The 24,042-nt window shown below is 71.4% G+C and carries 22 protein-coding genes and 1 pseudogene; 8 read left to right on the top strand and 15 right to left on the bottom strand.

All coding sequences use genetic code 11. The annotated features are described in order from the left end of the window. Positions 1–124: pseudogene (locus LUU90_RS00005) on the top strand (IS481 family transposase); the annotation flags it as partial. Here the strand turns inward: LUU90_RS00005 and LUU90_RS00010 are convergent. Beyond that, complete coding sequence (locus LUU90_RS00010) at positions 121–2,214, bottom strand: M3 family metallopeptidase (protein WP_275001137.1); 2,094 nt, start codon at positions 2,212–2,214, stop codon at positions 121–123. The pseudogene LUU90_RS00005 and the gene LUU90_RS00010 sit on opposite strands and share 4 nt — an antisense overlap. A 40-nt stretch (positions 2,215–2,254) precedes the next feature. Between LUU90_RS00010 and LUU90_RS00015 the strand changes: the two genes are divergently transcribed. Continuing rightward, positions 2,255–2,704 (top strand): DUF6314 family protein, encoded by a 450-nt coding sequence (locus LUU90_RS00015; RefSeq protein ID WP_275001138.1) that lies wholly within the window; start codon positions 2,255–2,257, stop codon positions 2,702–2,704. Positions 2,705–2,751: 47 nt separating this feature from the next. Here LUU90_RS00015 and LUU90_RS00020 read toward each other — a convergent pair whose 3' ends face one another. From LUU90_RS00020 to LUU90_RS00055, 8 genes are all read right to left on the bottom strand, one after another. After that, a complete protein-coding gene (locus LUU90_RS00020) occupies positions 2,752–4,056 on the bottom strand; it encodes an alginate lyase family protein (RefSeq protein ID WP_275001139.1) in 1,305 nt (434 codons plus the stop codon). After that, on the bottom strand, positions 4,056–5,336 hold the full coding sequence (locus LUU90_RS00025) for a ricin-type beta-trefoil lectin domain protein (RefSeq protein WP_275001140.1): 1,281 nt from the start codon (positions 5,334–5,336) through the stop codon (positions 4,056–4,058). The genes LUU90_RS00020 and LUU90_RS00025 overlap by 1 nt, the downstream gene beginning before the upstream one ends. A gap of 236 nt (positions 5,337–5,572) precedes the next feature. After that, positions 5,573–6,601: a chitinase gene (locus LUU90_RS00030; RefSeq protein ID WP_275001141.1), complete on the bottom strand. Its 1,029-nt coding sequence runs from the start codon at positions 6,599–6,601 to the stop codon at positions 5,573–5,575. A gap of 97 nt (positions 6,602–6,698) precedes the next feature. After that, on the bottom strand, positions 6,699–8,429 hold the full coding sequence (locus LUU90_RS00035) for an ABC-F family ATP-binding cassette domain-containing protein (protein ID WP_275001142.1): 1,731 nt from the start codon (positions 8,427–8,429) through the stop codon (positions 6,699–6,701). 242 nt (positions 8,430–8,671) lie between these two features. Continuing rightward, on the bottom strand, positions 8,672–9,187 hold the full coding sequence (locus LUU90_RS00040) for a DoxX family protein (RefSeq protein ID WP_275001143.1): 516 nt from the start codon (positions 9,185–9,187) through the stop codon (positions 8,672–8,674). A gap of 144 nt (positions 9,188–9,331) precedes the next feature. Then, positions 9,332–10,249 carry an ABC transporter permease gene (locus LUU90_RS00045; RefSeq protein ID WP_275001144.1) on the bottom strand — a complete coding sequence of 306 codons (918 nt, stop codon included), beginning with the start codon at positions 10,247–10,249 and terminating at the stop codon, positions 9,332–9,334. Beyond that, positions 10,246–11,259, bottom strand: coding sequence for an ABC transporter ATP-binding protein (locus tag LUU90_RS00050; protein WP_275001145.1), 1,014 nt, complete (start codon positions 11,257–11,259; stop codon positions 10,246–10,248). Before LUU90_RS00050 ends, LUU90_RS00045 begins: the two co-directional genes overlap by 4 nt. Beyond that, the gene (locus tag LUU90_RS00055) at positions 11,256–12,347 is read right to left on the bottom strand and encodes a LolA family protein (protein WP_275001146.1); all 1,092 of its coding nucleotides are present in this window, start codon (positions 12,345–12,347) and stop codon (positions 11,256–11,258) included. The genes LUU90_RS00050 and LUU90_RS00055 overlap by 4 nt, the downstream gene beginning before the upstream one ends. A gap of 181 nt (positions 12,348–12,528) precedes the next feature. On the opposite strand from LUU90_RS00055, the gene LUU90_RS00060 reads away from it, so the two are divergent. After that, complete coding sequence (locus tag LUU90_RS00060; RefSeq protein WP_275001147.1) at positions 12,529–13,212, top strand: response regulator transcription factor; 684 nt, start codon at positions 12,529–12,531, stop codon at positions 13,210–13,212. A gap of 32 nt (positions 13,213–13,244) precedes the next feature. After that, positions 13,245–14,543 (top strand): sensor histidine kinase, encoded by a 1,299-nt coding sequence (locus tag LUU90_RS00065; RefSeq protein WP_275001148.1) that lies wholly within the window; start codon positions 13,245–13,247, stop codon positions 14,541–14,543. A gap of 22 nt (positions 14,544–14,565) precedes the next feature. On the opposite strand, the gene LUU90_RS00070 is transcribed toward LUU90_RS00065, so the two are convergent. Beyond that, positions 14,566–15,138: a TetR family transcriptional regulator gene (locus tag LUU90_RS00070; RefSeq protein WP_275001149.1), complete on the bottom strand. Its 573-nt coding sequence runs from the start codon at positions 15,136–15,138 to the stop codon at positions 14,566–14,568. 106 nt (positions 15,139–15,244) lie between these two features. Here LUU90_RS00070 and LUU90_RS00075 point away from each other — a divergent pair, with 106 nt between their 5' ends. After that, positions 15,245–16,645, top strand: a complete 1,401-nt coding sequence (locus tag LUU90_RS00075; protein ID WP_275001150.1) for an FAD-dependent monooxygenase — start codon at positions 15,245–15,247, stop codon at positions 16,643–16,645. Positions 16,646–16,681: 36 nt separating this feature from the next. Here the strand turns inward: LUU90_RS00075 and LUU90_RS00080 are convergent, their stop codons facing one another. The 5 genes from LUU90_RS00080 to aspS all read right to left on the bottom strand — a co-directional run bounded on the left by LUU90_RS00080 (position 16,682) and on the right by aspS (position 21,366). Further along, positions 16,682–17,266, bottom strand: a complete 585-nt coding sequence (locus LUU90_RS00080) for a DUF4190 domain-containing protein (protein WP_275001151.1) — start codon at positions 17,264–17,266, stop codon at positions 16,682–16,684. A gap of 136 nt (positions 17,267–17,402) precedes the next feature. Further along, the gene (locus LUU90_RS00085; protein WP_275001152.1) at positions 17,403–17,984 is read right to left on the bottom strand and encodes a DUF4190 domain-containing protein; all 582 of its coding nucleotides are present in this window, start codon (positions 17,982–17,984) and stop codon (positions 17,403–17,405) included. Positions 17,985–18,117: 133 nt separating this feature from the next. After that, positions 18,118–18,687 carry a DUF4190 domain-containing protein gene (locus LUU90_RS00090; protein ID WP_275001153.1) on the bottom strand — a complete coding sequence of 190 codons (570 nt, stop codon included), beginning with the start codon at positions 18,685–18,687 and terminating at the stop codon, positions 18,118–18,120. A 97-nt stretch (positions 18,688–18,784) separates the two neighbouring features. Then, complete coding sequence (locus LUU90_RS00095; protein ID WP_275001154.1) at positions 18,785–19,567, bottom strand: GNAT family N-acetyltransferase; 783 nt, start codon at positions 19,565–19,567, stop codon at positions 18,785–18,787. Further along, positions 19,564–21,366 carry an aspartate--tRNA ligase gene (gene aspS, locus LUU90_RS00100; protein ID WP_275001155.1) on the bottom strand — a complete coding sequence of 601 codons (1,803 nt, stop codon included), beginning with the start codon at positions 21,364–21,366 and terminating at the stop codon, positions 19,564–19,566. Before aspS ends, LUU90_RS00095 begins: the two co-directional genes overlap by 4 nt. Positions 21,367–21,613: 247 nt before the next feature. Here aspS and LUU90_RS00105 point away from each other — a divergent pair, with 247 nt between their 5' ends. From LUU90_RS00105 to LUU90_RS00115, 3 genes are all read left to right on the top strand, one after another. Then, the gene (locus LUU90_RS00105; RefSeq protein WP_275001156.1) at positions 21,614–21,937 is read left to right on the top strand and encodes a hypothetical protein; all 324 of its coding nucleotides are present in this window, start codon (positions 21,614–21,616) and stop codon (positions 21,935–21,937) included. Continuing rightward, the gene (locus LUU90_RS00110) at positions 21,934–23,610 is read left to right on the top strand and encodes a polymorphic toxin-type HINT domain-containing protein (protein WP_275001157.1); all 1,677 of its coding nucleotides are present in this window, start codon (positions 21,934–21,936) and stop codon (positions 23,608–23,610) included. Before LUU90_RS00105 ends, LUU90_RS00110 begins: the two co-directional genes overlap by 4 nt. Positions 23,611–23,705: 95 nt before the next feature. Further along, positions 23,706–23,981, top strand: coding sequence for a hypothetical protein (locus tag LUU90_RS00115; RefSeq protein ID WP_275001158.1), 276 nt, complete (start codon positions 23,706–23,708; stop codon positions 23,979–23,981). The last annotated feature ends 61 nt before the right edge of the window (positions 23,982–24,042 follow it).

Consider the following 24,042-nt stretch of genomic DNA (forward strand, 5'->3'; position numbering starts at 1 on the left):
GGCCGAACGCCGCACCGAACTACCGGGCTGGCTTCACTTCTACAACCACCACCGCACCCACTCAGCGATCGGCAACCAACCACCCATCAGCCGACTGAACAACGTCCCTGGACATCACAACTAGGCCAGCCCGCGGCGCTCGAGCAGCGGCGTGATGTCCGCGGGGCGGCCCCGCAGGTCCTCGAACGAGGCCAGCGGGTCCTGCGACCCGCCGCGGGCCAGCAGCTTGCGGCGGAACGCCTCGCCGTTCTCCCGCGTCAGCCCGCCGTTCTCGGCGTACCACTCGACGGTGTCGGCATCGAGCACCTCGGACCAGATGTAGGAGTAGTACCCGGCCGAGTACCCGCCGCCGAAGATGTGGTTGAAGTAGGTCGTGCGGTACCGCGGGGGCACCGCGTCGAGGTCGACGCCGGCCGCGGCGAGCGCCGCCGCCTCGAAGGGCAGCACGTCCTCCACCGACGTCGGCACCTGCGACGGCGTGAGCTGGTGCCAGGCCTGGTCGAGCAGCGCGGCGGCGAGGTACTCCGTCGTCGCGAAGCCCTCGCCCCAGATGCGGGACGCGAGCATGGTGTCGACCCACTCCGCAGGCATCGGCTCGCCGGTGGCGTGATGGACGGCGAACGACCGCAGGATCTCCGGTTCCCAGGACCACATCTCGTTGACCTGAGAGGGGTACTCGACGAAGTCGCGCGGCACGGACGTGCCGGACTGCGACGGGTAGCGCACGTCGCTGAGCAGGCCGTGCAGCGCGTGCCCGAACTCGTGGAAGAGCGTCGTGACCTCGTCCCACACCAGCAGGGTGGGCTCGCCGGCGGGCGGCTTGACGATGTTGAGGTTGTTGACGACCACCGGCTTCTGGTTCAGCAGGTGGTTCTGGTCCACCAGGCTGTTCATCCAGGCTCCGCCGCGCTTGGACTCGCGGGTGTACCAGTCGGCGAGGAACAGGCCGAGTCCGGTGTCCGGCTCGCCCGGCTCGGGCGCGTCGAACACCTCGAAGACGCGCACGTCCGGGTGGTAGCGGGGCAGGTCGTGCCGCTCGGTGAAGGAGAGCCCGAACAGGAGGTTCGCGGCCTTGAACACGCCGTCGTGCACCACCCGCTCGAGCTCGAGGTAGGGGCGCAGCGCGGCGTCGTCCAGGTTGAACCGCTCCTTGCGCACGGCCTCGCTGAGGTAGGACCAGTCGGCGGCGGCCACGCTGCCCGACGCCGACCCGCTCACCTTCGCGAGCTCGCTCGCCTCGCGGCGCGCGTTGGCGACGGCGGCGGGCGCGAGCCGGGCGAGCATCTCGTTGACGGCGGCCGTGGTTCCCGCCGTCGCGTCCGCCGCGATGTAGGCGGCGTGGTGCTCGTAGCCGAGCAGCTGCGCGTGCTCGGCCCGCAGCCGGGCCAGCTCCAGCAGCACCTCGCGCGTGTCGGTCTCGCCACCCGTGGCGCCGCGCGCCATGGAGGCCTCCTGGACCCGCGCCCGGAGGCCGGCGTCGGCGAGGGATGCCAGCACGTTCTGGTGGGTGAAGAGCTGCATCTCCAGGAGCCAGCCGTCCTGCCCGCGTGCCTCGGCGGCGGCGCGCGCCCCGGCCTTGGCGTCCGCGGACAGCCCGGCGAGCTCCGCCTCGTCGGTCACGAGCACGCTCGCCTCGTTGGCGCCCGCGAGGAGCTTGCGCCCGAAGCTCGCCTGCAGGGTCGTGATGCGGGAGTTGAGCTCGCGCAGCCGCTCCTGGTCGGTCTCGGACAGCTCGATGCCGGACCGCTTGAACCGCGTCATGAGCTTCTCGAGCAGGTACGCGGTGTGCGGCTCGAGCGCGAGAGTCCCGGCGGCGTCGGCCAGGGACCTCACGCGCGCGAAGAGGCGTGCGTCCATCAGGATGGCGTCCTGGTGGGCCGCGAGCTGTGGTGCGATCCGCTCCTGGATGTCCTCCAGGCCCGGCGTCGAATTCGCGGGCAGCAGGCTGTAGAACGCCGTGACCGCGCGGTCGAGCAGCCGCCCCGCCCGCTCGAGCGGCTCGAGGGTGTTCTCGACGGTCGCCGGTTCCGGGTTCGTCGCGATCGCCTCGACCTCCGCGCGGTGGACGGCCATGCCCTCGACGATCGCGGGCTCGTAGTGCTCCTCGCGGATCGCCGTGAAGTCGGGCAGCTCGTACGGGAGCGTCGACGGGGCGGCAAAGGGGTTGGCCGGGTCCAGCTCCGCGGAGCGGGTGGTCTGATCGATCGAGGTCATGGGGACATCCTTCCCCATACCGTCGCCGTAGGATCGGTCCGTGGATCCGCTCCGCCTCGTCGGCACCTGGGACTTCCGGCGGGAGGTCCGGGACCACCGCGACGGCTCCGCGTACACCGCGCGGGGCGAGGCCACGTTCCGCTCCGAGGACGACGGCCGGATCCGGTGGGCCGAGAACGGCACCCTCACCTGGTCCGCCGGGACCACGCCGGTGACCCGCACGCTGTTCCTGGTCCGGGACGAGCCGGGTGTCGCAGCCGCCTCGTCCGGCTGGCGCGTGACGTTCGAGGACGGCCGCGACTTCCACCCGTGGACGGGCGGCGCCGTCGAGCACCTGTGCGGCCGCGACCTCTACCAAGGTGGCGTGACCCTCCCGCCCGGCCCGCCCCGGTCGTGGGAGCTGACCTGGCGAGTTCAGGGTCCGGAGAAGGACTACACGATGCACACCCGGTACTCGCGCCCTTTCGAGGTCAAGGTTTCTCCGCTCTGAAACGCTTCAGAGCGGAGAAACCTCGACCTCGAAGTGGAGCCGGCTCGTCAGCCGAGCACGTTCGGGTTGTCGGCGTGGGTGAGCGTCTCCCACGCGACGAACAGGTTGTTCGTACCTTGCGGCCGCATGGACTCGGTGAGGGCCTGGGTGTTCGTCATGGCGAAGCCCTGCCGGTTGTGCAGCGCGTTGAACCCGACCTCGGTGACCGGCCCGAGCCCCAGGTGGACCGACCCGCCGCAGAGCCACGACGGCACAGCGGTGCCGCGCTGGTAGGCCGAGTGGAACCCGAGCGCATGCCGTAGCCGCTCCCCCACCTGCGGGTACAGATCGTCACCCTGGATAGCAGCGGTCTCCGCCACGTGCGAGATCGCCGCGATGCCGTAGCCGGTGTGCGTGAAGTCCCGGCAGGTCTCCTGCGAGAGGCCGTTGACCAGTGTGCGCTGGTCGTGCCAGAACGCGAAGATCTGGTCAGGTGTGTCCCGGCCGGTTCCGGGCACGGTGCGCGGGACCGCGCCGTCGGACGTCAGGTAGATGAACGCGGGCACCCGCACGAGGAACCGCTGGCGGGCGGAGGCGTACGCGTTCCGGTCGTCGAGGAAGACGGCGATGCCGATGGCGGCCTCCATCATCGACAGCTCCCAGTTGCCGTTGCTGCGGGACCCGTTGATCACCTCCGGCAGGTAGACGGTGCGCAGCATCGTCTCGAACCGGTCGACCTCGGACGCCGCCCATCCGGCACCGGTGTACCGGATGATCTCGGCGGCCCGGGGCCACACCGAACCTGCCCACGCCGTCTGCAGCGGCGCGTTGGAGTTGGTGTGGTCCCGGATCACCTGCGACCACGCGTTCATGATCGATATCGACTTCTGCGCGTACCGCGAGTCGCCGGTCACCGACCAGGCCAGGGCGTGGGTGTAGGCCGCTATCGCGTCCTCGCGCTCGTCGGTGCACCCGTTGTTCGGGTTGGAGTACGACCCGCACTCGACGACGGCCCTCGGGTGCGCCGTGTACGACAGCGACGCGTACCGGCTGGCCATCATCGAGTCGTACGCCCGCCGCCACGGCTGGGCGCCGGCCTGCACCCGCTGCCGGACGAAGTCGAGCTGGGACCGGCTGACGTGCACCCCGGGGTGGGTGAACGTCGTGGGCACGTCGGCGAGCACCTCGGCGGGCACCTCGGCGGGCACAGCGCCCGCCCCGCTGCCGGGCAGGGCCTGCTGCCCGACGGCGGTGGCCGTCCCGCGCGTGGCGCCCACCGTGCCGCTGGCCACCCCCGCCGTCGACAGGAGCAGGCCGGCGGCTGCCGCCACTGCGATCAGTGCACCGGCCGCACGGTGCCGTCCGGTGCGCATCAGAATCCCGCCGTGATGCGCGTGAACTCGAACCCGGGCTGGTCACGGTTGACGGACCAGAACGCCAGCCGCGTCAGCCCGTTGTTCCGTGCGTAGTCGCGGATCTGGGTCCAGGCGGCCGTGGTGGTGACCTCACCCTGGTCGGAGCTGCCGTTCATGCCGGAGATGCCCATGTGCGCGTACGCCTGGGCGTCCGACCAGCCGTTGGCCGCCTTGAGCTGGTTCTTCAGGCCCTCGGACGCGTTGATCGTGTCCTGCGCGATGTTCGAGGAACCGAAGTTGAACGGCATGATCGTGTAGTTGTCGATGGGGACGCCCAGCTCGGCGGCCCGGTTGATGAGCCGGGTGCCCGCACCCTCCGGGCCGCTGCGGCCGGTGCCGATCGTGACGGCGATCTTCACGTTCGGGTTGTTCTGCTTGACGATGATCAGGCCCCGCAGGATCCGGTCCTGGACGGCTGTGTTCTCGAACTCGTCGGCGTTCTCGATGTCGAAGTCGACGACGTGCGGCTGGTGGGCGTTGATGACCTGCTGCACAGCACCCGCGTACGCGGCGGGCGTCGAGCAGTTCGGGCCGAGCTTGTTGCCGGACCAGCCGCCGAACGAGATCTGCACCTGGCCGCCTGCTGCCTTGATCGCGTTGATGGTCTGCTGGTCGACGCCGCCGGTGAGCGGGCGGCTGCCGTCCCAGGCGGGGTTGCAGCCGCCCGAGGACAGGATGAACGCCATGGTGAACGCCCGCACGCCCGTCTGGCTCATGACCGACGTGGCGCTCGGCGGGTTGCCCCAGCCCAGGTAGAGGTAGGGAGCGGCCGGCATCTTCGCCGGGTTGCCCGGGTTGCTCCCGCCGGACGGGAGAGTCCAGCGCTGGTTGGCGGCCCCGGCGGTGCAGTCCCACAGCTGCAGGGGTGTGCCGTCGGCCGAGCTCGGCCCGGTCGCGTCGAGACACTTGCCGAGTGCCCGGAGCGTGCTGTCCGCGCCCGCGGTCCAGCGCTGTGCCGCGGTGCCGTTGCAGTCCCAGAGCTGCACGCGGGTGCCGTTGGCAGAGCTGCCGCCCGCCGCGTCGAGGCACTTGCCCAGGGCGCGGACGGTGCCGTCGCTCCGCACGTCCCAGCTCTGGGCGTTCGTGCCGTTGCAGCCGTACAGCTGGACCTGCGTGCCGTTCGCGGTGTTCGCCGCGGCGACGTCGACGCACTTGCCGCCGTAGCCGGTGATGGTTCCCGTGGCGGCCTGCGCGGGAACCGCACCGCCCCCGACCGCCAGCGCGGTGACGAGTGCCATGGACAGAACTGCGAGGCCACCGAGTACACGGCGCCGTAGACGTGCTTGCATGGTCGTCCTCCCTCAACTTTCAGGCCTGTAAGTTGAGGAGAACGTACGGCTCGCGGAGCCCTGCCACATCAGGGCTTCCCCGTACAGCGACCACAGCACGCGCCCTTCCTGGTTGTGGGCGTGATCGTTGCGCCTACGACGGACGAACCCTCGTAACCATCACGCCCACAACCAGAGGGGGTGGTTCAGAAGCCCGCGGTGATGCGGGTGAACTCGAGGTTGCCCTGGTCGATGCCGCTGCAGTTCGACGTCACGCCGCCACCCGGGCAGGGCCGGTCGCGGTTGACCGCCCAGTACGCGAACCGGGAGACGCCCTGAGCGCTCGCCCAGTCCCGGATCTCGGCCCACTGCGCGGGCGTCGTGGTCTCGTGCATGTCCGAGAGCCCGTTCATGCCCGAGATCCCCGAGTGGGCGTACGCCTCGGCGTCCGTCCAGCCGTTCGCTGCCTTGAGCTGGTCCTTCAAACCCTGCGCGGCGCTGATCGTGTCGGCGACCATGTCGGAACCGCCGAAGTCGAACGTCATGATCGTGTAGTTGTCGATCGGCGTGCCCAGCTCGGCGGCCCGCGTGATGAGACGAGACCCCGGGCCGGCCGGGCCGCTCGTCGCGGTCGGGATCGTCACGACGGTCCGTACGTCCGCGTTGTTCTGCTTGACGATGGCGATCGCCTGCAGGATCCGGTCCTGCACCGCATAGTCCTCGTACTCGTCGGTGTTCTCGATGTCGAAGTCGACGGCGTCGGGGCCATGCGCGTCGATCACCTCCTGCACCGCGCCCGCGAGCGCCTCCGGGCTGGAGCAGTTCGGCCCCAGCTTGTTTCCGGAGTACCCGCCGAACGAGATCTGCACCTGCCCGCCGGCGGCCTTGATCGCGTCGATCGTCTGCTGGTCGACGCCCCCGGTCAGGGGCCGCTGGCCGTCCCACACGGGGGTGCAGCCGCCGGAGGACAGCATGAAAGCCATCGTGAACGCCGAGACACCGGTCTCGCTCATCACGGAGGTCGCGTCCTGCGGGTCGCCCCACCCCAGGAACAGGTAGGGCGCGCCGGGCATCTTGGCAGCCTCGGCCTGAGAGGTCGCGGCCGGGCCGCCGGCGCCGGCGGCGGTGTCGAGGGCGGTGCCACTGGTGGCGGCGGCGCCGGCCGCGCCACCGGTGGCGAGGAGCACCGCCGTGAGCGCGCTGAGCACGCCGAGGCGCCTCGGGTGTGTCTTCATCGTCGTCTCCCGAAGTTGTCGGTCAGAGAAGCACCGCGACCGTACAACCGGGTGAAATTTGGCACATCAGGGCAATCCCGTACCCATCCGAACCCCGCTACCGCCGCGCCTCCGTCAGGTTCCCATCCGCGTCCAGCCGGATCTCCGCGTCCAGATCCAGTCGGTCCAGGAACGCCTTGTCGTGGCTCACCACGAGCAGCGCGCCTCGGTACGCCGCCAGGGCGGCGACGAGCTGGTCGGTGCTCGCGATGTCGAGGTTGTTCGTCGGCTCGTCCAGCACCAGCAGCTGTGCCGGCGGGTCAGCCAGGAGCAGCCTGGCCAGCGCCACCCGGAACCGCTCACCGCCCGACAGCGTCGCGACCGGCCGGTCCACCGCGGCCCCACGCACCAGGAAGCGCGCCAGCCGATTGCGCAGCTCCCCCGGCGGCACGTGCGGCGCACCGGCCCGCACAGCCTCCAGCACCGGGGAGTCGTCCGGCAGCACGTCCATCCGCTGCGGCAGATAGGCGGTGCGCTCGGTCAGCAGCTCGCCCGATGCCCCACCCGGTTGAGTGCTGGCTATCTGTGGAGCGGAATCGGTTTCGTCGCGCACATATCCAGCACTCAACGGGGAGGTGGGGTGGTGGGTGGACAGCAGGCGTTCCAGGAGGGTGGTCTTGCCGACGCCGTTCGGGCCCGTCAGCGCGATCCGTTCCGGACCCTGGACCACGATCTCCCGGCCGTCCGCGCCGCGCAGCACCGCCAGCCGCCGCCCGGCGGGCACCCTCGGGTCGGGCAGGTCCACGGAGATCCGGTCGTCGTCACGCACCGCACGCTCCGCCTGGTCGACCGCCGCCCGCGCGGCCTCGACCTTGTCGTCCAGCATCCCCCGGCGTGAGCCCTGCGACTTCTCCGCGCTGTTGCGGCGGTCGTTGATCACCGCCTTGACGTACTTGCTGTTCGCGGCGTCCTTGCGGCCCTTGCGCTCGCTGTGCGCGATCCGCTCCTCGGCCTCGATCCGCTGCCGCTTCTCCCGGCGCAGCGTCTGCTCCGCCGAGCGCAGCGTCTGCTCGGCCGCCTCCTGCTGCACCTCGAGCCATTCCCGGTACTCCGAGTACGGGCCACCGAACGTGGTCAGCGTGCCCGCACGCAGCTCCGCCGTCTCGTCCATCAGCTCCAGCAGCGCCAGGTCGTGCGAGACGACGACGAGCGCGCCCCGCCAGCCCCGCACCAGCTCGTAGAGGCGCTCGCGGGCATCGCCGTCGAGGTTGTTGGTCGGCTCGTCGAGCAGGGCGACCGAGGCGCTCCCGTTCGACTGGCGCAGCCGCACGCCGGTGATCGCGGTGAGCATCGTCTCGCCGCCGGACAGCGTCGCGACCGAGCGGTCGAGCCCCGTGGGCAGGCCGGTGGCGGAGAGCAGGGCCACCGCGCGCTCCTCGACGTCCCAGTCGTCGCCGACGACGTCGAAGTGCGCGGGGTCGACGTCCCCCGACTCGATGGCGCGCAGCGCCCGCACGACCGGCGCGATGCCGAGCAGGTCGGCGACGGTCGCGTGGCCTCGGGGTCCTCGCGAGATCCCGGAGCGGAGCGACGGAATCTCGTGGGGAGAGGCGTCGAGGGTGATCCGTTGCGGCAGGTAGTCGGCGGTCCCGCTCAGCGTGACCTTGCCCGACGTCGGCGTGAGCAGGCCGGCGACCAGGCGCAGCAGGGTCGACTTGCCCGCGCCGTTGAGGCCGGTCAGGCCGGTGCGGCCGCGGCCGAACGAGCCGGAGACGTGGTCGAGCGCGACGGCGCCGTCGGGCCAGGCGAAGGTGACGTCGTGCAGCACGACGGAGGGGTTGGACAACATGGAAGGACTCCCGGGTGGTGGCTGATGCCGACGCCGGGGTGCCGCAGCGGATGGTGCGGCAGGGCAGACGTCAGCGCGAGGTGGTCTCGTACCGGGAGATGTCTGTCATCACAGTCCTTCGAGTAGCTCCCTCACACGCGCGGCACACCCGCAGGAGCGAGACCAGCCTGACACGGACCCTTTCCGGGGCGCAACGTGATTGCCGGCTCCGTCGCCGTGGCTCACGGCGCGCCCCGGCAGGATCAGCGTCCGGTCAGGACGGCTCCGCGGATGCGCTCGCTGCGCAGGAACAGCGCCGCCCAGATCGCGACGGCGTACAGGACGGGCATGAGCGTGTGCGACACCGAGTCCTCCAGCCGGATGTGCGCGGCCACGGCGCCGCCCAGGTAGGCGGTCAGGAGCAGTCCGCCGAGGAACGCCGTCCACGGCACGAGGTAGAGCACCACCGCCACGCCCTGGAGCACCCCGATCAGGAAGACGGCGGACGCCGGGTAGCCGATGGCCTCGAACATGCCGACGGACCGTTCGGACTCGGTGAGCTGGCCGTACGCGCCCTGGGCGAGGTTCGCGGCGACCGCCAGCGTGACGATCCAGCCGAGCACGGGAGCGGCCCGACCCGCGAACGCCCACCAGCCGCGGTAGCCGGTGGCCGGGGCCGGTTCGGCGTCTCGTGCCGGGGGCTGCGGGGCGGCCTGTGCCGCGGTGCGTGGTGCGGAGGGCCTGACGGCCTCGGTGGGGCCGGGAGCATCGATGGTCATGTCGTGGTCTCCGTCTCGTGCGACGTCAGCGGCGCGGTCACAGGAAACGTAGGACGACGTATCGCCGCAGGACACGGCACTAAACGTTTAGGAAGCCGAACTCGCACGGGTGGTCGCGCGGGGCCGGCGGCCCCGCGCGACGGCTCAACCGTCCTTGGTCGTGATGCGGGCGTAGGCCAGCGACATGCCGATCACGAGGTAGCACCCGGCCCGGAACGCGCCCTCGGCCAGCCCGTCGAACGACACCGGGTCGCGGATCAGGTCGACCATGCTGGTCAGTGACGACGGCAGCAGGTAGGGGTGGAGCCAGTCCAGTGCCGAGATCTGCATCAGCACGACGGAGACGATGAGCCCGCCGAGCACGCCCACCACGACCACCATCGGGTGCTCGGTGAACGCCGAGATCGCCAGGGCGACCGCGCCGATCGCCATCAGGTAGAACGTCGCCCAGGCGACGGCAACGCCCAGCCGCCACAGCACGTCGCCCATCGACAGCTCGGTGCCGGACATCGACACCAGCCCGTCCGTCCCCGTGAGGACCAGCCCCGTCACCATTCCTGACGCGACGACCAGCCCGGACGCGACCAGCGCGACGACGAGCACGCCCGCCGACTTGACCAGCAGCAGCCGGCCACGGGACACGGGGGCGAGCAGCCAGCCACGCAGCGTGCCGTGGGACTGCTCGCCGGCCAGCGCGTCGCCGCTCGCCATGGCCACCGTCAGCGGCAGCATGAGCATCAGCAGCGTCATGAGCGAACCGAGCGGCAGCACGAAGGCGCTGGCCGCCATGGTCACGAAGATCGGTGGGCCGCCGTCGGACGCGCCCGGACCCGCTCCCGGCGGCCCCGTGTCGACCGGCGCACCGCCGCCGTTCAGCGTCAGGTCGACGGCCACTCCCGTGATCACGGGGAGCACGGCGAGCAGGGCGAGCACGACCAGCGTCCGCGGACGCCGGAAGATCCAGCGCACCTCGGCGCGCAGGAGGCGCCAGAGCGGAGCGCGCCGGCGGGCAGGCAGCTCTGCGGGCGGGACGTCGGGTAGGACGTCGGGTAGAGCTGTCATCGCACGACCTCCGGCTCCTCGGCCTCCAGCTCGCCGACCAGGTCGCCGACATCGTGCGTCAGCCGCGCGAAGGCCTCCTCCAGACCGGTGCGCTCCCGCCTGGCCTCGTCCACGCGTGCGCCGGCACGGACCAGCGTCTCGATGACCGCCGCCGGAGCGGTCGTCGTGATGTCCACGCGGATGCCGTCCGGTGCGAGCCGTGCGGGGATCCGGTGGTCCCGCAGGGTCTCCACGGCGGCTGCCCCGTCGGGCGTGGACACGAGCAGCGTCGGGCTGCCGGACTCCAGCAGGTCGTCCAGGGCACCCTGCGCCACGATGACGCCCTGGTTCAGCACCACCACGTGGGTGCAGGTGGCCTCGACCTCCGCCAGGAGATGGGAGGACACGAGCACCGTCACACCCCGGTCGTGCAGCTCGGCGATGATCCGGCGGACCTCCTGCGTGCCGGCCGGGTCGAGACCGTTCGTCGGCTCGTCCAGCACGACGAGCCTGCGCGGCGCGAGCAGCGCCGAGGCGAGCCCCAGCCGCTGCTTCATGCCGAGCGAGTACGCGCGGTACTTCTTCCGGGCGGCGCCCGCGAGGCCCACCCGCTCCAGCGCCGCCGACACGGCGCCGTCCAGCTCCCCGCCGGCCAGCAGCGGCTCCGCGGCGGCGAACCGCAGCAGGTTCTCCCGACCGGACAGGAACGGGTGGAAGCCCGGCCCCTCCACCAGCGCCCCGACGTGCGGGAGCACCCGGTCGGCGGCCTCCGGCACGGGTACGCCCAGCAGCTCGATCTCGCCCTCCGTCGGCTGCACCAGGCCGAGCAGCATCCGGATGGTCGTCGTCTTGCCCGAGCCGTTCGGCCCGAGCATCCCGACCACCGCGCCCTCCGGGACCTCCAGGTCCACACCGTCCACGGCGACCGTGCCGCGGTAGACCTTGCGCAACCCCCTGGTACGGGCCGCCAGGGCGGTACCGGAGCCGTTCCTGGCCTCCGGTACCGCCCCTCCGGCGCGCGCTGTGGTCACTGGCGGACCGTGCCGTCGAGGGCGTCGACGAGCACCTGCCGCGGTACCGCACCGGCCGCGATCCGGCCGTCCTCGGTGACGACGGCGCCACCGACGGCGATCCGGACATAGGTGCCGGAGCCGAACTCGCCGGTCACCGGCGTACCGATCTGCTGCAGGAGCCCGTCGAGGTCCTCGCCGCGCTCACCGGCGTCCCCACCGGAGTCCCCGACGGAGCCCTCGACCGGGGCCTCCCCGACCACCACGGTGTCCCAGCCGGTGCCCACCGTCGTCATGCGCTGGCCGACGCCCGCGTCCTCGGTGTCCTCGAGCGTCCGCACCGCGTCGTCTGCCTCGGTGGTCTCGACCTTTGCGCCGTCCGGCGGCGTGAACTCGAACAGGTCCGCGTCCTGCGCACCGATCTCGAGCTCGACGAAGCCGAGCGACAGGACAGGGTCGGACGTGCCGTTGGCGAACACGTCGAACCGCAGCGGAACCCGCGTCTCCTCGTCGATCGCCACGGTGATCTCCCGCAGCAGCGTCTTCTCCGACGGCTTCGGCGTCAGCACCAGCTCGTAGGCGGCGCGGCCTGCGACGCTCGCCGTGCCGTCCACGGCGATGTCGCTCGTCGGGCGGAGCTGCTCGATGATCTCCGCCGCCGACTGCGACGGGTCCGCCATCCCCGCCTCGGCGTGCCCCCGTGCCGCTTCCGCGTCGTCCTCGTCCCACGTGAGGGCCTTGGCGGTGCGCTCCTGGGAGTCGTAGGCCCACGCCTCGTCCGCGTTCTTGACGAACGTCAGCTCGGAGGCCTGCCGTTCGACCTGGACCCGGGCGCTCTCCTCGCCGTCGTGGAACACCCGCACCTTCTCGAAGTCGAGCGCCTCCGTCCCCGGCACGGCGGGCAGCCCGAGCTCGTTCTGCAGCTCGGCCACGCCGGCGAAGGCGGGCGCCCGGGCGGCCAGCGTCGAGGCGACCAGCTCCTCCGCACCGATCGCGGGCAGCACCGGGTCGTCGTCCGCTCCGGCGGGCAGCGAGCTCAGCGCCAGACCGGCTATCCCGACGGTAATCCCTGATCCCGCGGCGACCAGTGCTCTTGTCCTCGGACCCATGTACAGCTCCTTCGCTCTTCGACCGGCGTGCTCTGCCGCATCCTGTACCGAGTCCTGTACCGGATCGTGTACCGGATCGTGTACCGACACCGTCAACGATGCCCCCTACCGGCTGAGACCTTCCTCAGGGAGCCGTTCCAGGATGCTCCAGGAGGGCGCCGCGTACGGCATGCTGGCAGGCATGAGGCCGCAGATACTCGTGGTCGACGACGAGCCAGGCGTGCGCAAGGCGCTCGATCGTGGGCTGCGCGCCGAGGGGATGGACGTGACGGTCGCCGCCGACGGGCCGTCCGCCCTGCGGCTGGCGCGCAGCGGCTCGTTCGACGCGATACTCCTCGACATCATGATTCCCGGCCTGTCCGGGTACCGCGTGCTCGAGCAGCTGCGGGCCGACGGGATCGCGACACCGGTGCTGCTCGTGTCGGCGAAGGACGGCGAGGTGGACCAGGCGGACGGCCTGGACCTCGGCGCCGACGGCTACGTGGTCAAGCCGTTCTCGTTCGTGGTGCTGCTCGCCCAGCTGCGTGCGACCCTGCGCCGCGCGGCGGCGTCGACGGCCCGGGACCTGATCCGGCTCGGGCCGCTGACCATGGACCGGCAGGCACGCACCGCACGGTACGACGACGCCGACGTCCCGCTGAGCCCTCGCGAGTACGCACTGCTCGAGGCGCTGGCCGTGCGGGCCGGGACCGTGCGGACGAAGGAGGAGCTGCTGCACGAGGTGTGGGGCGACGAGTGGGCGGCGACCAGGAACGTGGTGGAGGTGTACATCGGCTACCTGCGGCGCAAGCTGTCCGCCGCCGGTGGCGGCGACCTGGTGCGGACCGTGCGGGGCCGCGGGTACCAGCTCGGGGAACCCCGCTAGTGCGTGCGCCGGCGGGCGGGCGTCGCACGGGCATGTCGCTGCGCCTGCGGATCACCGCCCTCGCCACCGCCGTCACGCTGGCCTGCCTGCTCGGTCTGGCGACGGTCGCCGGGAGGGGCCTCGGGCCGCTGCTGACGGACGCCGTGGACGACGAGCTCCAGGAGGCGCTGGGCGGCGCGACCCGCGCGGTCGCCGCCGGTGATGCGCCGGTCTCCCCCGACGGTCTGGAGGTGCGGGTCCTCGACACCGCGGGCGGCCCCGTCGACGACGGCCCACCACCCGCCCTGACGCGCGCGGAGGTCCGCACGCTGAAGGCCGGTACCCCGGCCACCACGGGCGGCCGGGGGTCGGTTCGCTGGCACGGCGCGGTCGTCACGGCCCCCGACGGGAGCCAGCGGCTCGTGGCCGTCGGGACCGGGCTCGTGGGACAGGACGCCGCCGAGGCCTCGGGCAGCCGCTGGCTGCTGGTCACCGCCCTCGTCGGCACGGTGGTGGCCGGGGTGGCGATCTGGTTCGCCGTCGGGTCGGCGCTGCGCCCGGTCGCCCGGATGCGCCGGTCCGTCCGCCGTCTCGCACCCGGCGCCCGCATCGAGGTGCCCGACGCCGCGGCCGGCGAGCTGCGCGCCCTGGCTGACGACTTCAACGCCCTCCTGGACCAGCAGGACGCCACCGCGGAACGGCTGCGGCGGTTCACCGGTGACGCCGCGCACGAGCTGCGGTCCCCCGTGGCGTCGATCCGCGTGCTGTCGGAGGTCGCGGCGGCCAATCCCGACCCCGAGCTGTCGCAGGAGGTGCATGCGGACGTCCTGACGGAGGCCGAGCGGCTGTCCGCGCTGCTCGACGGGCTGCTGGCGCTGGCGCGCTCGGACGCCGGCGAGCTGCCCCCGGCGGATTCCGTCGACCTGGTCGGCGAGGTGCGCGCCGCGGTGGACCGCGCCGGGGAGCAGCCCGTGCCGATCGTGGTCAACGCCATGACCGGACGGGCCTGGGCCGCCGCCGCGCACACCGAGATCGAGCTGGTCCTCGACAACCTGCTGCGCAACGCCTGCCGGTACACGCGCACCCGGGTGGTGGTCTCGGTGCTCGCGAGCCGCTCCACCGTGCGCGTGCTGGTCGACGACGACGGGCTCGGCGTCCGGCCGGAGCACCGGTCGAAGATCTTCGACCGCTTCTACCGGGTCTCGGACGACCGCGCCCGCGCCTCCGGTGGCGCCGGGCTCGGCCTGGCGCTGGTCGCCGAGCTCGTCCGCCGCAGGGGCGGTCGGGTCGCCGTCGGCGAGTCGCCCGACGGCGGCGCCCGGTTCACCGTCGTGTGGCCACGGGCCGGCTGAGTCGCGCCCTCGGCACCGCCGGTCAGGGCGCCTCCGCGGTGATGTACCGCTGCACGGTCGGCGCCAGCCAGGCGATCACATCCGCTCTGGACATGTCCGCGGCAGGGCCGAACTTCAGCACGTACCGCACCAGCGCCATGCCCAGCACCTGTGACGCCACGAGCGCGGCACGCCGTTCGGCGTCGGCCGGGTCGGGGACGAACGCCCGGGCCGCCGGTACGAGCTGGGTGGCGAACACCTGACGCAGGCGGTCGGAACCGGACTCGTTCGTCACCCCCACCCGGAGCAGGGTGCGCAGAACGGTGTCGCGCTCCCACAGCTCGAGGAAGTGCGTGACCAGGACGACGCCCAGCCGGTCCGGGTCGAGCTCGCCGAGGTCCGGGAAGTCGAGCTCGACGTCGATCACCGCGGCGAACAGTCCTTCCTTGGAACCGTAGTAGCGCATGACCATGGAGGGGTCGATCCCGGCGTCCCGGGCGATGGCCCGCACGGTCGCGCGGTCGTAGCCGTCGGACGCGAAACGCTCCCGGGCCGCCTCCAGGATCGCGGTGCGGGTCACGTCGGAACGACGGCGAGGAGTCTCGGGGCCTGTCATGCCTACAACTGTAGGCCAACACCCGTTGACCTCCGCGCCCGACTCTCGCTAGGGTGGTCAACAAGCGTTGGCAAACAACCGTTGGCCAAGCATCGGGGAGGACACCATGGACACGGACGTCGTCGTCGTCGGAGCAGGGCCCACCGGCCTCCTGCTCGCGGGGGACCTCGCCACCGCCGGTACTCGGGTCACCGTGCTGGAGAAGCGCCCGGCCCGGCTGAGCAACCTCACCCGCGCGTTCGTCGTGCACGCCCGCAGCCTCGAGGTGCTCGACGCACGCGGCCTCGCGGACGAGCTGGTCGCCACCGGGCAGCCGGTCCGGAGCATCCGGCTCTTCCAGCGCCTCACGATCAGCCTCGAGGACCTGCCCTCCCGGTACCCGTACGTGCTGGTCGTGCCCCAGTACGAGGTGGAGAGGCTGCTACGCCGCCGGGCCCAGGAGGCGGGCGCCGAGCTTCGCTACGACAGCGAGGTCGTGGCCCCGGCGCAGGACGACGAGGGCGTCACGGTCACGACCGCCGACGGCCCCGGCCTGCGCGCGAGGTACCTGGTCGGCACGGACGGCGCCCGGTCCACGGTGCGGAGCGCCGTCGGTATCCCGTTCCCGGGCCAGGCGGTCATCCGGTCGATGGTCCTGGCCGACGTCCGGCTGGCCCGCGAGCCCGCAGACACCCTCACCGTCGCGACGGCGGACGAGTCGCTCGGCTTCATCGCCCCGTTCGGCGACGGCTGGTACCGGTTCATCGGCTGGCACGGGAACCGCGACGTGAGCGAGGACGAACCGGTCGACCTCGACGAGGTGCGCTCCATCGCGCGTGCCACCCTGGGCGACGACTACGGCATGACCGAGCCCCGCTTCCTGTCCCGGTTCCACTCCGACGAGCGCCAGGCGCCCACCTACCGCAAGGGCCGGGTCCTCCTCGCCGGAGACGCCGCGCACGTGCACAGCCCGGCGGGCGGGCTCGGCATGAACACGGGCATGCAGGACGCCGCGAACCTCGGCTGGAAGCTCGCCGCGGCACTCCGGCTGCCTGCCGGCTCCGGCGCCGCAGTCCTCGACTCCTACGAGGCCGAGCGGCACCCCGTCGGCCGGCAGGTCCTACGCGCCAGCGGCGGGATCCTGCGGGCGGCGACCAGCCGGGGACCGGTCGCCAAGGTCGCGAGCGCCATCGGCGTCGGCATCGTGTCGCGGGCGGCGCCGGTCCGGCGCCGGGCGGCGGGCTTCGTCTCCGCGCTCGGCATCGCCTACCCGCGGCCCCGCGGGGCACACCCGCTGGTCGGCACACGGGCGCGCGACCTGCCGCTGGAGGGCGGCTCACGCCTCGCCGAGGCGCTGCGCCAAGGCCGGTTCGTCCTGGTCGCGCCGGCGGGCGCGCCGACGCCCGACCTGCCCGCCACGCTCGGCGAGGTCGACCCCGCCGAGCGCGTCCTGACCCGCCGGGCCGACGGCGGCGCCACCGCCCTGCTCGTCCGCCCCGACGGCTACGTCGCAGCCGTCCAGGTGTGACGCCGGCGGCATGGCCCGGGCTCAGCGGTCCCGAGCTCAGTACTCCGAGTAGGAGCTCGAGTCGCCGAAGAAGCCCTCGCGGAACTCCGGGATGCTGAACACGATCGCGGCGCCGATGACCACGAGAGCGGTCAGCCCGATCGTCACCCAGCCCGTGATGAGGCCACCGAGGGCCAGACCCCCGTTGTCCGCCAGACCCTCCTTCTGCGCCTTGCGGCTCATGTGCCCCGTGATGACGGCGGGGATGGCCGCCAGGAACCCGACGAGGCAGCTGAACAACATGACGATGCTGAGGATCCCGAGCACGAGTGACCACACGCCGAGCGCGTTCTTCTCGGGCGGAGCCGCGTACCCGTAGGGCGCTCCGTAGTGCGGCGGCTGCGGCTGCCCGGGATGGTAGGCGGGCCCCTGCTGGTACGGCTGCTGGTACGGCTGGTACGGCCCCTGCTGGTAGGGCTGCTGCGGAACGGGCTGCTGCAGGTCCGGGTAGGGCTGCCCGTAAGGGGGCGGCACCGCGGCCTGGCCCGGGACCGGGGACCCGGCAGCCGGGTCGGGGACCGGCCCCGGGGTGTCCTGCTGGGGCGGGTCGTACGGGGACTTCCACCCGTCGGACTGGGTCATCGTGCTGCCTTCCGTGCTCGGCTGCGCCGGGCGGCGCCGTACGTGAACGTGCAGATCAGCCCGTCACACGCCGGGTGAGGTACGCCTCGGGCGTGACGGGCTGACCGGGACCTGCTGGACGATCGCGGAGGCTGGACTAGCCGTTCTCGAGCTGCTCGAGCTGGTCGAGCGCGTCCTGGAGCTCGGGGTCGATCGACGGGTCGACGCCCTGCTCCTCGAGACCCTGGTCGAACTCCTGCTCGTACTGCTGCTCGAGCTCCTGCTCGAAGTCGTTCTGGAATTCCGGCGAGTTGACCAGGAAACCGATGAACACGAGGTACGCGGCCCAGCCCAGGGTGATCAGCACCGTGCCGATCCAGCCCATGATCAGGCCGGCCAGGCCCATGCCGCCGTTGTCGGCCTGGCCCTCTCGCTGCGCCCGACGGCTCTTCGAACCGGTGATGATGGCGGCGATACCGGTGAAGAGACCGCAGCCCAGGATCGACAGGATGCCCAGCACGAGCGACCACACACCGAGGCTGTTCTTCGGCAGCGGCGCGGCACCGTAGGCCCCGGGCTGGCCGCCCTGCGCGTAGACCGGACCCTGCGGCGCCTGCGGATACGGCGTCTGCTGGTACGGCGCCGGCTCCCCCGGAGCCGCACCTGGCTGGCCCTGGTCGGGCTGCTGCGGCTGCTGCGGCGGGTCGTACGGCGACTGGCCGCCGTCGGGCTGGGTCATCGTGCTGCCTTTCTGCTTGCGTCATGCCGGGGCTGAACCGGCGGAGAGGTGCCAAACCTACAGGTCGGAGGGCCTGTACGGCACGTGAATCGGATGGGGAGGGCTACCCGTGCGGGAGGCCGCCGGAGGTTCATCAGTCGTTCATGTAGCTCCACTGGCTGATACCGCCGGACAGCAGCCCGGCTCCCAGCACGAAGATGAAGAACACGACGCCGAGGATCGCCAGCGCCACGTTGATCCAGCCCAGGATCAGGCCCGCGGTCGCCATGCCACGGTTGTTCGCGAGACCGTCGTCCGCGGCCCGGCGACCCATGGTTCCGGTCACGATCGCCGCGATGCCGAGCAGGAGCGGGCACGTCACGTAGCTGAGGATTCCGGTGACCAGCGACCAGACGGCCAGGTCGTTCTTCGGCGGCGTCGCCGCGTACCCGTACTGGGTGACGGCGGGCGCCGCCGGCTGGCCATATCCCGCGCCATATCCCGCTGCCCCGCCCTGCTGCTCGTACGGCGTACCCGCCTGCCCGTACGGCGCATCCGCGCCGGCCTGTCCATAGGGTTGGGTCGCGCCCTGCTCGAAGGTCTCGCTGCGGCCGGGATCCGCCGGGGCCGGCTCCGCTCCGAACGACTCGGGCACCGGCTGCGTGGGCGGCGTCTCCGGATCCCGCTGAGGATCGCGTGGTGTGCCGCCGGCGTTCTCGGTCATGAGGCGTCCTTCCAGGTCTGAGTCCCGGGGCGCCGGGACCGGCGCCCCGGCTCCACCTAACCAGTGAAAACGTGGGCGCGCCCGGGAAACACGCGGGTCAGACGGGGTACCACGTCTCCACCTCGTGCGCGAGCACGAAGCCGAGCCGCTCGTAGACGCGGCGCGCGGCGTGGTTGTCGTCGTACAACCCGAGCGTCGCCAGCCCGCACTCGGCGACACCGTCCGCCGTCATGCGCGCTGTCAGGGCGCCGGCGTACCCGCGCCCGCGGAACGCCGGCAGAGTCCCGATCGAGCCGAGGTGGACGGCGCCGCCCGGAACGGGCGTGGCCGAGCCGACCGCGACGAGCACGCCCGCCGGGCGACCTGCCCTCTCGGCCGTCGTCCGGACCCCGTACCAGCGCGCGCGGCGCGCGTGCGGGCCGCGCAGGCCGCGCCGCGTGTCCGGGTTGGCCTCAGCGAGCGTCTCCGCCATCTCGTCGGCGTCGCGGTCCAGGTCGAGCCGCGCCACGACGACGCCGTCGACGTCGGGCACCTCCGGTGCGGTCTCGGTGACCATCCGGTCCCACGTGGTGGCCGGTCCGAGGCCCCAGCCGGAGAGGATGTCCCCGGCCAGGGCCCCGGTACCGCGGGTGACGGCCACGCCGCGCACCGTGTCCCGGGGCGTCACGGTGCCGAGCAGCGCGGCCACCCGTACGGGCTCGCCGACCGCCGTGACGACCCGTCCGGGTCGCTCGCCCGTCGGGTCGACGAGCTCGAGGACGGCGGCCGCGCCAGCGTCGTCAGGCGCCGTGCTGTCGGTCCACGACCGCGCGACCTCGAGGAAGTCCGTCCGGACGGTGTGGAAGACGTGGTCGAGCCCGTGCCGACCCAGCCGGGTCACGCCGTGGTGGCCGCCACGGGCACGGCGGCCTCGGGCTTGAAGTCGACACCGGCCTCCTTGCGCTGCTCCGGCGTGATCGGCGCGGGCGCCGCGGTCAGCGGGTCGAACCCGCCGCCCGACTTCGGGAACGCGATGACGTCGCGGATCGAGGCCGACTTCGTCAGCAGCGCCACGATGCGGTCCCAGCCGAACGCGATGCCGCCGTGCGGCGGGGCGCCGAAGGCGAAGGCGTCGAGCAGGAAGCCGAACTTCTCCTGCGCCTCCTCCTGGCCGATCCCCATCACCTCGAAGACGCGCTCCTGCACGTCACGGCGGTGGATACGGATCGAGCCGCCACCGATCTCGTTGCCGTTGCACACGATGTCGTAGGCGTAGGCCAGGGCGTCGCCCGGTGCCTGCTCGAACGTGTCGATCCACTCGGGGGTGGGCGACGTGAACGCGTGGTGCACGGCCGTCCAGGCGGACGAGCCGAGGTCGACGTCGTCGTCCTCGCCCGCCGGCTTGAACAGGGGCGCGTCGACGATCCACACGAACGCCCAGGCGTCAGGTGATTCAGGACTGTCGATCTGTCCGAGCTTCCGCGCGATCTCGACGCGCGCCGCACCGAGCAGCGCGCGGGAGTCGGAGGTCTTGCCCGCGGCGAAGAACACCGCGTCACCCGGCTCCGCGCCGGTGACCTTGGCGAGGTTCGCGCGCTCGTCGTCGGACAGGTTCTTGGCGACCGGGCCGCCGAGCTCGCCCTCCTCCGAGAACGTCACGTACGCGAGGCCACGCGCGCCGCGCTGCTTGGCCCACTCCTGCCATGCGTCGAACTGGCGGCGGGGCTGCGACGCGCCGCCCTTCATCACGACGGCGCCCACGTACTCCGCCTGGAACACGCGGAACGGCGTGTCCTTGAAAAAGTCCGTCAGCTCGACGATCGGGTTGCCGAAGCGCAGGTCGGGCTTGTCGGAGCCGTAGAGGCGCATGGCCTCGTGGAACGTCATGCGCTGGATCGGGGTCGGGATCTCGACGTCGATCAGCGCCCACAGGGCCTTGAGGATCTGCTCGCCCAGGGCGATGACGTCGTCCTGGTCCACGAAGCTCATCTCGACGTCGAGCTGCGTGAACTCCGGCTGACGGTCCGCGCGGAAGTCCTCGTCGCGGTAGCAGCGGGCGATCTGGTAGTAGCGCTCCATGCCGCTGACCATGAGCAGCTGCTTGAACAGCTGCGGCGACTGGGGCAGGGCGTACCAGGAGCCGGGCGCCAGGCGGGCCGGGACCAGGAAGTCGCGGGCGCCCTCGGGAGTGGACCGGGTGAGCGTCGGCGTCTCGATCTCGACGAACTCCTGCTCGTCCAGCACGCGGCGCGCGGCCTGGTTGGCCTTCGACCGCAGGCGGAGCGCGGCGGCGGGCGCCGGACGGCGCAGGTCGAGGTAGCGGTGCTTGAGACGCGCCTCCTCGCCGATGACCTCGGTGTCCGCGAGCGCGGTGGACACCTGGAACGGCAGAGGGGCCGACTCGTTCAGGGTGATGACCTCGGTGGCGACGACCTCGATCTCGCCCGTGGCGAGGTTGGGGTTGGCGTTGCCCTCGGGGCGACGGCCGACCTCACCGGTCACCTGCAGCACGTACTCCGCGCGCAGCGGGTGGGCGATCTCCTCGTCCCGGATGACCACCTGGGCGATGCCCGACGCGTCACGCAGGTCGATGAACGCCACTCCCCCGTGGTCACGGCGGCGATCGACCCAGCCCGTGAGGGTGACGGTCTGGCCGATGTGCTCGGCCCGTAGTGAGCCGGCCGTGTGGGTGCGGAGCACTGAGCGTTCCTTTCGTACGGAAGATGGGGTCCCGACGCCGGGCGCCCTGGCGGGCGGGACGACGACGTGGGGAGCGCCTCACGGCGCGCCGACGAGTCTAGTGCGTGGCGACCGCAGATGGTCTCGGGGAACGGTCCATGGGTACTTATATCCATGGTGTGCGCGCGTCCCGCCCAGTATTCTCGCTGCTCAGCAGGGGTAGGACGGGGGCCTGTGCGGGCCATGGACGGATGGAAGGGGCGGGCCGATGGTTGACCTGAAAATGGATCTGGATGCGGTTCGAGAGCTGGGTTCGAGCCTGACGACGGTGGCGAACGAGTTCGAGAACGCGAATGCGAACAGTGACCGGATCGCTGGTGCCGTCGGGCACGAGGGACTGGCAGGGGTCGTGCGGGACTTCGCGCACAAGTGGGACGACACGCGGGAAAAGATGACGGAGAACCTGCGGACGCTGGCGGAGGCGTCGACGCAGGTGGCAGAGGCGTTCTCGGACATCGACAAGCAGCTGGCCGACGGAGTCTCGGGTGAGGGGTCGGCGCCGGCGCCGACGTCGGGGAACACCCCCGTATGAGGCCGTCTGACTGGTCGCCGGTGGGGTTGGATGCTGATCCGACGCCGGGTGATCCGGTGCTGGTGCTCTCGGGCGGGCAGGAGTATCTGGAGGTCGCGTCCTCGATCGACAACGCCGCTTCCGCCATGTCGCGGTTGGATGTCGCAGGCACCGTCTCGCAGGCCGTGGATGCGTTGATGGAGCGCAAGGAAGACACCATCGGCGAGATCCGCAAGGCCCACGGCCGATACCTCGCCGCCGGGGAAGCGCTGGTCGGGTACGCGTCCTCCCTGGAACGCGTCCAGTCGGAGACGCTCACCGCGTTGGACCAGGCCCGGGATGCGCAGGACCAGGTGCAGGCCGCGTCGGGGTCGAAGGACCGGTGGCAGGACCTGGCCGACAGTGCGAAGGATGAGACAGAGAAAGCGGAGTACGAGCAGAAAGCCCGCCAGGCCGACGGCGAGGCCGACCAAGCCGCCGGGATCATCTCGTCCGCGAAGTCGACCATCGACTCCGCAGTCTCGGACCGGAACCGCGCCGCCGAGCATGCGATCGACCGGATCGAGGAGATCACTTCTTCGGATGATCTCAACGATGGGTGGTGGGACGACTGGGGGTCCAAGCTCGTCGCCGCGATCGCCGACATCGCCGACATGATCTCCACCATCGCGGGCATCCTCGCGATCATCGTCGCGTTCATCCCCGTGGTCGGCACCGCCCTCGCCGGTGTGCTGCTCGTGATCGCGGCGGTCGCCGCCATAGTCAGTGCGGTCGCGAACATCACGCTCGCGGCCACGGGTGAACGCTCCTGGGCCGAAGCAGGGCTGGCCATCGCCGGTGCCGCACTCTCCCTCATCGGACTCGGTGGTGCTGCCAAGGCCGCTATGGGTCTGGCGAAGGGCATCAGCAAGGGCGCGGTCAAGCAGGGCATGAAGAACGGGTGGTGCAAGTTCGGCTTCGGGGCCTGCTTCGTCGCCGGGACCCCGGTCCTGACCGCCGACGGCACCAAGCCGATCGAGGACATCGCCGTCGGGGACAAGGTCTGGACCCGCAACCTCGTCACCGGACTGGACGAGCTGCAGCTGGTCGCCGAGACCTTCGTCCGACAGACCTTGGCCCTGCGCCACCTGACCCTGCGCACCGGTGTGATCTCCACGACCCCGGAGCACCCGTTCATGGTCGAAGGCCGCGGCTGGCAGCTGGCCGGCAACCTCCGCCCGGGAGACGTGCTGATCACTCCCGACGGTACCGCCGCGATCGAGACAGTGGACGTGGAGGAACGAGACCTCGCGGACATCGTCACCGTGTACAACTTCCACGTCGAGAACAACCTCAACTACTACGTCCACGCCGGCGACACACCCGTACTCGTCCACAACAACCACAGCAAGATCCCGAAGGGGATCAAGAATGCCTCCAAGGGCATGAAGGACCTCTTTGCGGACGGCTCGATCCGCGGGAAGCCGATCATCAGCATCCGCGACACCCTCAAGCGCGACGGGTTCACACAGGAGCTCGCCAAGAACAAGAAGGGTTACCTCTTCCGTAACAGCAACGGAGAAGAGGTTCGCGTCATGCGCAGGGACGGCGCCTGGGACGTTCGCGCACGCAACGGGTTCGGAAACTATCTTGACGAGTTCGGGAACGTCGCCAGTCCAGGCCAGACTCACCAGATCGGAGTGGTATCCAAGTGAACGGGGTAGACGAGGCGACGGCCCGGCTGGAATCGATGACACATCTCGAGGAGGCCATTCTCACTGCGCTGACCACGCGAAACTTCGGGTACAGCGTGGACCTCGCGTTCGTCGTTCCTGTGGGCGCTGCCAGCGGGACCGACCACGAGCGTCAGGTGAGGATCGAGCTGGACGGCGTGCATCGCCTGCTCCTCGAGGGCGGCCTGACCGAGCAGATGACCGGCTCCCCCGAGTCCATCAACTGGGGGCTCGGCGAGGTCGCGCTCGTGAGAGTCGGTAGCGACGGAGATCATGCATGCACCGAGGTGCTCTGGGAAGGCGACCGGAAGATCGAAGTGATCTCGCAGGCCGTCACGATCATCGAGCTCTGAGACCGGGTGCACCGGGAATCGACGACCATGTCCTGGTCCGGCCCGATCAAGGCCGCGCCAC

The organism is Promicromonospora iranensis (assembly GCF_028994775.1).
Taxonomy (GTDB): domain Bacteria; phylum Actinomycetota; class Actinomycetes; order Actinomycetales; family Cellulomonadaceae; genus Promicromonospora; species Promicromonospora iranensis_A.